This window comes from Mediterraneibacter faecis (assembly GCF_055383675.1).
In genome coordinates, this window is sequence record NZ_AP043803.1 from 620,736 (window position 1) to 633,888 (window position 13,153).

9 protein-coding genes are annotated in these 13,153 nt (G+C 40.2%); 5 read left to right on the forward strand and 4 right to left on the reverse strand.

What is annotated here, in order from left to right:
- The first annotated feature begins 181 nt into the window (after nucleotides 1-181).
- From ACZ47Z_RS03000 to ACZ47Z_RS03010, 3 genes are all read left to right on the forward strand, one after another.
- Nucleotides 182-3,361, forward strand: a complete 3,180-nt coding sequence (locus ACZ47Z_RS03000) for a diguanylate cyclase domain-containing protein (protein ID WP_464525864.1) — start codon at nucleotides 182-184, stop codon at nucleotides 3,359-3,361.
- Between the two features lie 16 nt (nucleotides 3,362-3,377).
- A complete protein-coding gene (locus ACZ47Z_RS03005) occupies nucleotides 3,378-3,725 on the forward strand; it encodes a hydrogenase maturation nickel metallochaperone HypA (RefSeq protein ID WP_054753218.1) in 348 nt (115 codons plus the stop codon).
- A 148-nt stretch (nucleotides 3,726-3,873) separates the two neighbouring features.
- Nucleotides 3,874-4,482: a type IV toxin-antitoxin system AbiEi family antitoxin domain-containing protein gene (locus ACZ47Z_RS03010; protein ID WP_015528021.1), complete on the forward strand. Its 609-nt coding sequence runs from the start codon at nucleotides 3,874-3,876 to the stop codon at nucleotides 4,480-4,482.
- 61 nt (nucleotides 4,483-4,543) lie between these two features.
- On the opposite strand, the gene ACZ47Z_RS03015 is transcribed toward ACZ47Z_RS03010, so the two are convergent.
- Nucleotides 4,544-5,491, reverse strand: coding sequence for a LysR family transcriptional regulator (locus tag ACZ47Z_RS03015; protein ID WP_117890786.1), 948 nt, complete (start codon nucleotides 5,489-5,491; stop codon nucleotides 4,544-4,546).
- Nucleotides 5,492-5,768: 277 nt separating this feature from the next.
- On the opposite strand from ACZ47Z_RS03015, the gene ACZ47Z_RS03020 reads away from it, so the two are divergent.
- Both ACZ47Z_RS03020 and ACZ47Z_RS03025 read left to right on the forward strand, forming a co-directional pair.
- Nucleotides 5,769-7,529, forward strand: coding sequence for an ABC transporter ATP-binding protein (locus ACZ47Z_RS03020; protein ID WP_464525865.1), 1,761 nt, complete (start codon nucleotides 5,769-5,771; stop codon nucleotides 7,527-7,529).
- Nucleotides 7,522-9,297 carry an ABC transporter ATP-binding protein gene (locus tag ACZ47Z_RS03025; protein ID WP_054753229.1) on the forward strand — a complete coding sequence of 592 codons (1,776 nt, stop codon included), beginning with the start codon at nucleotides 7,522-7,524 and terminating at the stop codon, nucleotides 9,295-9,297. The genes ACZ47Z_RS03020 and ACZ47Z_RS03025 overlap by 8 nt, the downstream gene beginning before the upstream one ends.
- Before the next feature lie 146 nt (nucleotides 9,298-9,443).
- Here the strand turns inward: ACZ47Z_RS03025 and trhA are convergent, their stop codons facing one another.
- From trhA to ACZ47Z_RS03040, 3 genes are all read right to left on the reverse strand, one after another.
- A complete protein-coding gene (trhA, locus tag ACZ47Z_RS03030) occupies nucleotides 9,444-10,103 on the reverse strand; it encodes a PAQR family membrane homeostasis protein TrhA (RefSeq protein ID WP_015528016.1) in 660 nt (219 codons plus the stop codon).
- Between the two features lie 252 nt (nucleotides 10,104-10,355).
- Nucleotides 10,356-11,285, reverse strand: coding sequence for a carbamate kinase (gene arcC / locus ACZ47Z_RS03035; RefSeq protein ID WP_054753231.1), 930 nt, complete (start codon nucleotides 11,283-11,285; stop codon nucleotides 10,356-10,358).
- A 129-nt stretch (nucleotides 11,286-11,414) separates the two neighbouring features.
- Nucleotides 11,415-12,917 carry a DUF975 family protein gene (locus tag ACZ47Z_RS03040; RefSeq protein WP_054753233.1) on the reverse strand — a complete coding sequence of 501 codons (1,503 nt, stop codon included), beginning with the start codon at nucleotides 12,915-12,917 and terminating at the stop codon, nucleotides 11,415-11,417.
- Nucleotides 12,918-13,153: the final 236 nt, after the last annotated feature.

Here is a 13,153-nt window from a genome sequence, read left to right on the forward strand (position 1 = left end):
GGACAATTGGATCATAAGAAAACATGCCCGTGTCCGGGCAAAAGAATCGCGGGGCACGCGAGGATAGCTTGTAGATACTTGGCTCAGTAGAGCAGCCATTGAGCAAGAAGCCCCCACTTCAAAATCAGTGATTTAAGTGGTAGGAGCATGTCACATAAAGTAAAAGTAAGGTTATAAAGATATGAAAGAAAAAGAAAAGAAAATCACACGGATTCTGCGTATTTTCATGATGCTTCTTACCTGTATTCTGATTGCATTATTCTTTGGAATTATGATATTGGTCAGCGATATGCAAGGGACGGCTCGTGTAGTGAATTATGCCGGACTTGTGCGTGGAAAGACGCAGCAGATCATCAAACTGGAAAATGCACAGAAACCACAGGATGAAATGATCAGGGAAGTGGATGCGTATATTGATGGGTTACGTTATGGCAGCGATGAACTGAACCTTGTCCGTCTGGATGATAAAGCATTTCAGGATAAGATGGAAGTGCTGGAACAATTTTTTGGACAACTAAAGGAAGAGATCTATAAGGCTCGTGAAGAAGGATATGAGAATACACAGATTATAAATAAAAGTGAAACATTTTTTACAATCTGTGATGAGACAACAGGGCTTGCGGAAAGTTATTCGCAGAAGCTGGCATCTTCCTTAAACCGTCTGGAGAAAATCGTTGTCGTGGATATTATTGGAATTGTGTGTCTGTTGGGATATGAGCTTTTCAAGGCATTGCGGTACGCAGCACAAAACCGTGTGCTTCGTCAGAAGGTTTATCTGGATGAGGCAACAGGACTTCCGAATAAGAATAAGTGCGAGGAGATTCTGGCATCTGAAGAGCCGCTTACGGACAGGGAATCAACAGCGGTAATGGTGTTTGATTTAAATAATCTGAGAATCATTAATGACCGGCAGGGACATGAAAGAGGCGATCAATATATCAGATCATTTGCAGAACAACTGCGGGCAGCACTTCCGGAGAAATATTTTGTCGGAAGAGACGGTGGAGACGAGTTTATTGCAGTGTTAAAGCAGGTGGATCATGAGCAGGTGAAAGACTGTCTGCAGATGATACGGGAACAGACGGAGCGTTATTCAAAGAATCATCCGGATATGCCACTTAGCTATGCAGTGGGATATGCATTGTCTACAGATTTTCCGGGAAGTAATATGAAAGCCCTGTTCCGATATGCGGATAAGAACATGTATGTAGACAAGAATCGGGCGAAGATGAAAGAAGCAGCTGACAAGCGGAGACTTAGGAGTCGGTTGTTACAATCTGTAAAAGAAAAAGGATTTCATTTTACAGATTGTCTGTACTGTGATGCGATTGTGGATCAGTATGTTGTTCTTCGTGCAAGCTCAGAATTTTTCCTTGCAGATGATGGTAGTTATTCTGGTGCAGTAGAGCAGATTATACAGGAGCTGGCGGAGGAAGAGAAACGCAGGGAACTTTGGGAGAAACTTCAGCTGTCGGAAATCCGGGAAACACTGACAGAGGAACATCAGGTAGAGGAATATTTTTATTGTCACAAAGATGGTGACAGAGTTTTGCGTGGCCGGATCACACTTTTACTGCCTGACTTTGCTGAAAATGGAAATTTGCATCATTTTCTTGTTGGGTTTGATGTTTATCAGGACAGGGACAGATTGATCGTAAATGAGAAAAAGCAACTGACACAGTTCTATGAACAGCTGACGCAGTCCATTTTGGAAAACGGAAACTATATAGAAGCATTGATGGATACAGCAGAAATAATCCAAAGTGTTAATCTGACACAGAATTTATTAGAAAAGATATTTTGGCAAAACAGGGAAAACAGGCAGATTCCAGACATAAAACTTCCATGTCCTTATGATACGTATTGTAAGACCTATCAACGGTTCGTGACAAAAGAGACGAGAGAAAATTATCGTATCACAGAAAATCCGGCACAGCTGATCGAACGTTTTAAAGCAGGCGAAAAGCAGGTGACTGTGGAATATCAGGTAGAGCAAAGTAATGGAAGCAGATGCTGGTGGCAGGAGACAGTCCTGATGTCACAGGAGATGGTTTATGAAAGTAAGACAAAGCAGACAAGTACGGTGATCGGTGCAATTATTTTGTTCAAGGATATTTCAGAGTTCCATGAGCAGGAAGACAGAGAAAGAGAACGTCTGCAGGTTGCATACGAAAAAGCGGATCTCGAGAGCCGTGCGAAGACAGAATTCATGAATCGGATGAGTCATGATATCCGTACACCGATCAATGGCATTCTCGGAATGATCCAGATGATCCGTAAGAACTATAAGGATCGGGAAAAGATAGAAGAGTGTGTTGATAAAATTGATCTGTCTGTCCAACATCTGAGTGAACTGGTCAATGATGTACTTGATATGAGTAAAATAGAGTCAGGATATTTAGAGTTGCAGAATGATACGTTTGATCTGAATACGTTGATAGATCAGGTAGAAGTTGTGGTCAGTGCACAGGTAGAGGCAATGGAAATCAGTTATGAGAGCCATCGGGAAAAGGTGAATCATACGATGCTGAGCGGAGATACACTGCAGATCAGAAGAATTATGCTGAATCTGTTCAGTAATGCAATCAAATATAATAAGCGTGGAGGAAGGATAGACACTTATGTAAAAGAACTTTCTTTTGATGGAATGTGTGCGGCATTCGAATTCCGTATTACGGATACAGGTGTCGGGATAAGCAGAGAATATATAAAAGAAGAATTGTTTAAGCCTTTTACACAGGAAATAAATGATGCAAGAACGCAGTACAGAGGAACGGGGCTTGGAATGTCAATTGTAAAAGGACTGGTTGAAAAGATGGGCGGAACAATCCAGGTGAGCAGTACGCCCGGCGTTGGAACGGAGTTTCGTTTTTATTTGAGTTTTCCAGTAGTTCAGCCGGAAAAGGAAAGTCAGAATGGAGAATGTGTACAGGGAACAAAAAAGGATCTGAAAGAAGATAAACCACTCAGAGGATATCATATTCTTCTTGCTGAAGATAATGAGATCAATATGGAGATTGCAGAGTTTTATCTGGAAGAAGCTGGTGCACAGGTGATAAAGGCATGGAATGGACAGGAAGCTGTGGAACTATTTAAACAGTCGGGTCTGAGAGAATATGATGCTGTTCTTATGGATATCATGATGCCGGAGATGGATGGAAAAGAGGCGTCACGAAAGATCCGATCCATGGCAGACAAAAGGGCAGATGCAGCTGAGATTCCGATTTTGGCAATGACAGCACAAGCGTCTACCGAAAGTATACATCAGTGTGAGTTGGCAGGTATGAATGAGTGTATCTTTAAACCTGTGAACGCAAAAGAGTTGATTGAATTGCTTCAGGATATAGTTGAAAAAATATAAATTGAGAGGAAGGAAAATGCACGAATTAGGTGTTGTCTTTTATGTTGTAAAAGATGTAAAGAAGGTTGCGGAAAAAAATCATGTGGAGAAGGTTTCTTCCGTGACACTGGAGATTGGGGAAGTGTCAGGAATCTTACATGATTATCTGACGGATTGCTGGAATTGGGCGAAGAAGAAAGAACCGCTTATGGAAGAAGCCGAACTGAAAATCGAGCAGATAGAAGCAATAACATTTTGTGAGGAATGCCAGAAAGAATATCCAACGGTAGAACACGGGAAAATCTGTCCGTACTGTGGAAGTGAAAATACCTATCTGCTTCGTGGGAATGAATTTTTAATAAAAGAGATAGAGGTATCGGACTGAAAAATCAGCGTCTTACCTATTGTCAACCGCTTTGATAGATGATACAATACGAGAGACTTAAAAGAATCACAGGTGTTGCTGATCACAGCAGACCGTAAACATTTCTTACAGTTTCTAGTAATACACGAGTTAAGCGAGGAAAAGAATTATGCGTCAGATTATCTATGATAAAGTGAAATACATTGCAGACAAATACAAAGGATACATTGACACGGAAGATTTGATGAAGGAAGGACTTACAAATCGTCAGATCGGTCTGTTGACAGCAGAAGGAAAGCTTGAAAAGGTAGCACATGGACATTATTGGATCATCAGTCCGGAGTTTTCCAAACCGGAAGATTATAAGGCAGTGGAAGTGGCACGAGTAAATAGAAAAGCGGTAATCTGCGCAGACAGTGCATGCTATTACATGGGCCTGATCGATAAAGAGCCGGAGATTCTTTCAATTGCAACAAGAAGAAGTGACCGTCACAAGATGAAGATGAATTTTGAAGTCAGCAGACATTACTTCTCAGAGCAGGCTTTTGAGGATGAGAAGCATGTGTTTGATACAAAGTACGGTTCTTACAATGTATATGGAATTGACAGAAGCGTGTGCGACTGCATCCGTTTTCGTGAAGACATTGATAAAGATATCTTTGAACTTGTTATTGAGAACTACAGAAAGTACGATAAGAAGAATGAAGAACGTCTCATGGCATATGCAAAAGCAATGCGTATCGGAAGACAGGTAGAAAGAATCGGATTGGATAGATAGTCTATAATAAGAATGATTTAAGAGAGTCTGGTATTTGCCAGACTCTTTTTGTGCGTAGCAATCAGTGAGAAATTCCAAAATAATTCATCATATGAATAAGAAAAGATGTTCCGATTTTTGAAAGATAACCGTCAGGATGATGGAGAATACAGATATCAGAGGTGATGACCGGATCGGTGATCACTTTTTTAATGATATTTTTGGATGTGAGTGATTCAGCAGCTGACGCAGGGAGAATTGCAATTCCCATTCCGGCTTTCGCCCATGCAGTTCCTGTACGGGAATCATGGTTGATACATAAATAGTTTGGCTGCAGTTTAAGTGTTTCAAAATGTTGGTCTAAAACAGGAAGCCAGCGATGGTAGACAATCAGGGGATGTTCTGCTAACTCTTTAAGAGAGATTGTTACATTTGGGTCGGGTTCAGCGGTAGCTATTTTTCTATCCGTGGAAAGCGTATGTTTTGTATTATAAGAAGTATCGGAAGAAAAATATTTTTTATTTCCGACAGCAAGCAAGTGCTCTTTAACCAAAGTGTAACAGGTTAAATTATCTGATTGGAAAGGGGTACGTACAATTGCAAGATCCAGAACTTTGGATTGTAGTTGTTCGATGACACGATAAGTGTCATTTTCATATAATTCAAAACGAATTTCAGGAAATTGCTCATGAAATGGACGAAAAGCGCGCTGTGCCATCAGATCATGAGCAGAGGAAACAATACCAATTCGAAGTACGCCGGATTTTCCTTCACGATAGTCAGAAAGTTCCTGTAAAGTACGCGAAGAAAGATCTAAAATATCCTTGGAACGCTCATAAAGAATACGCCCGGCTTCTGTTAATTCAATCTGACGAGGTCCGCGGAAAAAGAGTTGAGAACCGATTTCCTGTTCAAGAGATTTCATTTGTGCACTTAATGGCGGCTGGGAGAGATTTAATTTTCGCGCGGCTGAGGAAATAGTTCCTTCATTTATTACTGTGACAAAATATTCCAATTGTTTTAAATCCATGTGAAACCTCCAATTATATATTTGATATCATGTAGGAATATAGGGTGCAATGCACGAAATAATATATATTGATTCGTGAGAATAAAAAAAGTATATGAAAAATATATGCTTTCTATATAAAAATAAGATTTTTCGTATGCTTTATTCTATGATAATATAAGAGATAGATTATTATCAAGAGTTAAAAAAATAACAATTGGAAAAACAGTTAAAAAATAATAATCGAGTAAGATTAAAACAAATCAATTAGAACAACAGGAAGGAAAGAGAGGGTATTATGAAGACATTGCTTGCATATCTGAAAGGATATAAGAAAGAATCAATACTTGCTCCGCTGTTCAAAATGCTGGAAGCATCTTTTGAGCTGTTTGTTCCGTTGGTAATGGCTGCGATCATTGATGTGGGAATTGCTAATAAGGACAAGCCATATATTGTGAAAATGTGTTTTGTACTGATCGCGCTGGGAATCATCGGACTTGTCTGTTCCATTACAGCACAGTATTTTGCAGCGAAGGCAGCAACAGGAGTCGGAACGGGAATAAGACATGGATTATTTGAACATATCCAGAAATTTACATTTACGGAAATGGACCAATTAGGAACATCTACATTGATCACACGAATGACAAGTGATATCAATCAGATCCAGTCAGGTGTGAATCTTGTTTTACGATTGTTCCTGCGTTCGCCGTTCATTGTATTTGGTGCAATGATCATGGCATTTACAGTAGATGTGAAAGCAGCACTTGTATTTGTTGTGACGATTCCGCTTCTTTCACTTATTGTGTTTGGAATCATGCTTGTGACGATGCCGATGTATAAGAAAGTGCAGGCAGATCTTGATCAGGTACTTCTTGCAACGAGGGAAAATCTGACAGGAGCAAGAGTTATCCGTGCATTCAATAAAGAAGAGGATGAGACGAAGCGGTTTGAAAATGCGAATCAAATTCTTACAGATGCGCAGAAATATGTGGGACGCATTTCCGGAATGATGAATCCGCTGACATATATTATTGTAAACGGAGCAATCATAGCATTGATCTATGTCGGTGCAGTCCGTGTTGATATCGGAGATCTGACCCAGGGACAGGTTGTGGCACTTATTAATTATATGTCACAGATTCTTGTTGAACTTGTGAAGTTAGCGAACTTGATCATTTCCGTGACGAAGGCAGCAGCATGTCTGAACCGTGTGGAGAGTGTGCTTGCTGTGAAACCAGATATGAATGAGGGAGATGTAAGATGGCAGAGCAATTCTTCCGAAACAGATTGGGATTTGAAAAATAAAATTCCGGTCGTAGAATTCTCTCACGTATCTCTGACCTATAAAGGAACTTCAGATACATCCTTATCTGATATAAATTTCTGTGCCAAGAAAGGACAGACGATAGGAATCATCGGGGGAACAGGTTCAGGAAAATCGTCTCTTGTGAATCTGATTCCGAGATTTTATGATGCAACAGACGGTACAGTGAAGATCAATGGACGTGATATCAAAGAATATCAGACAGAGAACCTAAGAGAACATATCGGTGTCGTTCTTCAGAAAGCAGTGCTTTTCAAAGGGAGTATTGCGGACAATCTCCGCTGGGGAAAGGAAGATGCAACAGAGCAGGAAATGTATGAAGCATTGGACATTTCTCAGGCAAGAGAATTTGTTGATACGAAACAAGGTGGATTAGAATTTCAGATTGAACAGGGGGGAAGAAACCTTTCCGGAGGTCAGAGACAGAGAATGACGATTGCGCGCGCACTGGTTCGGAAACCGGAGATCCTGATTCTTGATGACAGTGCATCAGCGTTGGATTTTGCTACAGATGCGGCACTTCGCAAGTCGATCAAAGAGATGAAAAACCAGCCGACCGTATTTATCGTATCTCAGAGAGCAGCATCTATTCAGCATGCAGACCAGATCATTGTGTTGGATGATGGAGCAATGGCAGGAATCGGAACACATGAAGAACTGTTGAAGGATTGTCCAATCTATCAGGAAATCTATTATTCACAATTTCCAAAGGAGGCGGTAATCAATGGCTGATAAAAGAAAGACAAATAGTGAGAAAAAACAGAAAAGTCAGGCGGCAACATTGAAAGAAGTAATCTGCCGACTTGGAAGATACAGAATTTTTCTCGTATTTTCAATTCTGCTTGCGACTGTGTCCGTTGCGCTTACATTATATATTCCAAAGCTGACAGGACATGCAGTTGATTATGTGATCGGAAAAGGCAAAGTGAATTTTCCTGGAGTAATTCAGGTGATGATTCAGATTGGTGTGTGCACACTGATCACGGCATTGGCACAGTGGCTGATGAATGTGTGTAATAACAAGATGACCTATCAGATGGTTCAGGATATCAGAAATGAAGCATTTGATAAAATAGAGCAGCTACCGTTGAAATATATTGATGGACATCCGTATGGTGAAGTCGTAAGCCGTGTAATTGCGGATGTTGACCAGTTTTCAGATGGACTACTGATGGGATTTACACAGCTTTTTACCGGTATTGCAACGATTGTCGGAACATTTTGTTTTATGTTATCCGTAAATGTATCGATTACATTTGTTGTGGTTCTTATCACACCGGTATCATTCTTTGTAGCAAATTTTATTGCAAAGAGAACATTTCGTATGTTCCGCCTGCAATCTGAAATACGTGGAGAGCAGACAGGCTTGATTGATGAAATGATCGGAAACCAGAAAGTGGTTCAGGCATTTGGGCGCGGAGAAGATGCAACAGAGCGTTTCGACGAAGTGAATAAAAGATTGCAGGAGGCATCCTTGCGGGCAACATTTTTCTCATCCATCACGAACCCGGCGACAAGATTTGTCAACAGTCTGGTTTACACAGGAGTTGGAATTACCGGAGCATTTGCAGTTGTACGCGGTGCAATGAGCGTAGGACAATTGTCCAGTTTCTTGAGCTATGCAAATCAGTACACAAAGCCATTTAATGAGATTTCCGGAGTCGTGACAGAATTTCAGAATGCGATTGCATGTGCGCAGAGAGTATTTACATTGATTGATGAAGATCCGCAGATACCGGAACCGGAACATGCAGTTCATCTGATGGATATTGATGGAAATGTGAAAGTAGAGAATGTTTCATTCTCTTATCTGCCAGGTCAGCATCTGATTGAAGATTTTAATCTGGAAGTAAAGCCAGGACAGCGTATTGCGATTGTCGGACCGACCGGATGTGGAAAGACAACCTTGATCAATCTGCTGATGCGTTTCTATGATGTGAATGCAGGAAGTATTAAAGTAGAAGATATAGATATTCGCGAAATGACAAGAAAAAGTCTGCGTGCAGGGTACGGAATGGTGCTTCAGGAGACCTGGTTAAAAACGGGTACAATCCGTGAAAATATTGCTATGGGAAGACCGGATGCAACGGAAGAAGAGATTGTCGAGGCAGCGAAAGCTTCTCATATCCATAATTATATCCGTCGTCTGCCAAAAGGATATGATACATGGATCACAGAAGATGGTGGCGGGCTTTCACAGGGACAGAAGCAGCTGCTTTGTATTGCAAGAGTTATGTTATGCAGACCACCGATGTTGATTCTGGATGAAGCAACATCATCCATCGATACAAGAACGGAGATCAAGATTCAGCAGGCATTTGCAAAACTGATGGAAGGAAGAACAACTTTCATTGTTGCACACCGTCTGTCAACCATCCGTGAGGCTGATGTGATTCTCGTAATGAAAGATGGAAAAATCATTGAACAGGGAAATCATGAAGTACTGATGAAGAAGGAAGGTTTCTATCATCATCTGTATGAGAGCCAGTTTTCAATGTAGGATAAGGTATGATGCGAGATAGTGAGATACGTTGCAGGTCGCATGAAATGTAAATAGTAACGAAATGAAAAAGGAAGGCTATTAACTACGATAACAGTATAAAGCGTAGTTGATAGCCTTCTTCTTTTCGTTTCAATAAATTATATTTACGGTAGAAGGAATGTATACATTACTATAAAGTGACAGATGCTTCCACCCATTACGAACAGATGAAAGATTTCATGGCTTCCGAAATTCTTATGCTTGCTGTTGAAAATCGGGAGCTTCAGTGCGTAGATGACACCGCCAACTGTATAGATGATACCACCGGCTAAAAGCCATCCGAAAGCAGCAGCTGACAGATTATCAAGGATTGTAGAAAATGCAAGCACGCAAGTCCATCCCATACCAATGTATAAAACGGAAGATACCCATTTCGGACAGAATACCCAGAAGGCTTTGATAAGGATGCCGACAATCGCGAATGCCCATACAATACATAGCAGTGTGATACCTTTGCGTCCGCCGATTACCAGCAGGCAGACAGGTGTGTAGCTTCCGGCGATCAGAACGGAGATCATCATGTGATCGATCTTCTTTAAAACCGTATTCACTTTCTCGGAAATATCAAATGTGTGATAAGTGGTACTTGCCGCATAAAGCAAGATAAGGCTGGCTGCGTAAATTGTAAGCGATACAATATAAAGTTTGCTCGGTTCACGAGCTGCTCTGTATAGAAGTGGTATTGCAGCAATAATTGCCATGATCATTCCAATAAAATGTGTAATTGCGCTTCCGGGTTCTTTGATATAAAGTCTTTTTTCCATAATATATACCTCCAATTCATCTATATAATAACACGTAGTTTTTAATACTACATCTCGAATATGTATATACTATAGCACACATTTCTAAAAAATCAAGAGATATTTTGAAATTAAAAGTATCTTATTCCACAAAAAAACAGGGTGAAAGAAATCTGTGATGGAAAGTAAAAAATAGGCCGTGATTTCACATTTTAATTTTGTGAAATCACGGCCTGTTCCAGGTTATGTTTCTAATAAGTTCAATCTGTCAATCTATTCGATTACTGTTCCGGTCTTACCATTCAGAGCATCAGAGACTTTATCAAAGGAAGTAATGTAAGCTTTGCGTCCTTCGTGTTCTTCTACGAATTCAACTGCTGCACGGAATTTTGGAAGCATGTTGTAAATTCCAAAATGTCCCTCTTCCATGTAAGTTTTTGCCTGATCAACGGTAATTGTATCCAGAGGTTCCTCATTCGGTTTACCAAGGTTGATACATACTTTCTCAACATTTGTAAGAATAATAAGAAGATCAGCATTAATTCCTTCTGCAAGCTTTCCGGCTGCGAGGTCTTTCTCGATAACAGCACTTGCGCCACGTAAATGATTATCCTGCTCAAGTACCGGAATACCGCCGCCACCTGCTGCGATAACAATCTGATCTGCATCAAGAAGAGCTTTCACTGCATCAAGTTCAACAATCTTGACCGGATTCGGAGCAGAGACAGCACGGCGGAAACCTTTACCAGGTTCTTCCACTACGAAGTTGCCTTTCTTACGTTCTTCATTCGCTTCCTCAGCGTTCATATAACGGCCGAGAACCTTTGTTGGTGTGTAGAAAGCATCATCGTAAGGATCTACGATCACCTGAGTGAGGACTGTGCTGACTGTACGGTAGATACCGCGGTTGAGAAGTTCTTCACGGATTCCGTTCTGAAGGTCATATCCGATATATCCCTGGCTCATGGCAGTACATACAGACATTGGGGATGCTGTATATTCCGGATGGTTCTTTGCAAATTCATTCAATGCAGTGTGGATCATACCAACCTGCGGAGCATTACTGTGTGTGATAGCAACCTGATAGCCTGCTTCAATCAGATCAGCGATACATTTGGCAGTGCTTTTAACGGCTACTTTCTGTTCTGGAAGTGTAGTTCCAAGTGCACGGTGTCCCAGTGCAACAACGACTCTTTTTTTCATAATATTTCCCTTTCTTCTAAGCTGTAATAGTTTGTCAGGGGGAACAGGTTCATACTGTATTAGAAAAAATCACAACAGTAAAACCAACCTTACTGATAATTAAGATTTTACTATTATTTAGCAGTAAAATCAATATTGGATTATGCCTGATAGAAGGTCAAATACAAAAATTGCTGTCAAAAGAATACAAATTGAAATTCTCATCCATTTCTTTAATTTCATGAAGAGACTGTTCCAGCGCGGAGCAAAGTAATAGAAAAATGCACAGCCAAGAAGTGCAAATACTGCCCCATCACCAAGATACGCTTCTCCATTCATGAAAGCAAGATAAGAATGATATTTCGGAAGCTCAATTCCAAAGCCAAAATCAAGAAACAGCTGGATGAGATAATCAAGAACTGTATACACAATAAAGTTGATAATAAACATAGTAGCCGGCTTTTTGATATATTTCTTTAACAGCAACAGTATAAGCAGACCACAGATTCCGTACAACGGGAGCCATGGAAGCGTACGAAGGGTTACATTTTCCAGTATGCCGCAACTGAGCAGTTCGGAAATGATTTCCAAAAGCCATCCGAAAATAGAAAAGGCATGGAATAGAAATACACAGGACAGAAAGTCATAATTCTGCGCCGGATTGACCGGTGATTTTACTGCGGCAATAGGTGGTTGCACAGAAAAAAGAAATACTGGATACTGATGCGGTGCAAAATAAGAGATCTTTGTGTAAGGACCTTCAGAATCGTCATAAAGTGCTTTACTAATCAGAAGTTCATCTTCAGAAGGAACATGCTCAAGATAAGAATCATTGAGCTGCTCATATTTAGGAGCTCTTGAAAGCACATAGTTTCTTCGTAAAAACAAATATAAGGATGCTTTACAGTTCATTTTGTACGGGCGGACATAAATAATGTCCAAAATTCCAAGGGTAAAGAGAGAGAAAAGCTCCCAGCCGAGGAAAGAAAGATCTAACAAAAAGAGCTTCCATTTATTTCCCTTTGTAAGCTGTTTAGAGAGAAAGAATGCATTCTTCTGACTGATCTTCGGATTCTCTGCGAGGATATATGGAATCATGCTATATTCATAATGCTTAATAATTCCACCGATTATTGTTAAATCCCAAAGTTTCTGAAAAAGCGTGTAGCAGAACATCACCCAGGAAGGATTTGCCAGGTAACGTAACTTATATAAAAAGAATATTTTAGAAATATTCGTATCTTCATAGTTATAAGATTCAACAAAAAAACGTTTCTCACCGACAATTAAAAGATTGCTGATAAAAAACTTATATAAAAGTGAAAAAATGACTCCAAGTGTGAGAAACGAAGTGACAATTAAGTCAGGACGTTTCAGGGAATTCTGAATCGTATGTAAGAAGGATGCAACTACGAAATTATCAGGAATAATATCCAAAAATGCACTGCTGAGGCTTTCAGCAGAAATAAAAGCAGGTAAAATAAGCGCTGCGTTCGTCTGAATCTTATCAGGAAAATAGTTCAAAAATAAAGAGCGGGAAATCGGATACGAAGCCGTGAGCATTGCAATCAGAAAGCAGACAGATACACTTCGCCAATAGTTTGATTTTATTAAAATACGCGCCTTTTTCTTGAGCTCTTTTCTTGACCACATAAATAGTATCCCCCATTGAATTGTTGCTGCAGTTCACATGCGTGAATCAGCAATGCATCGTTTCCATAGATAACATCATTATAATTTAGTTGCGTACAGTTTACAAGTTAAGGTTCAGCTCATAAAGAAATATGTTATACTGTAGTTACTGGTCGCACACCGTGTGAACAGTAACATACTATAATTTACGCGAGCAACGAGCCAAAGTCCGTGCTTGCACGAGACCTTGGCGACTG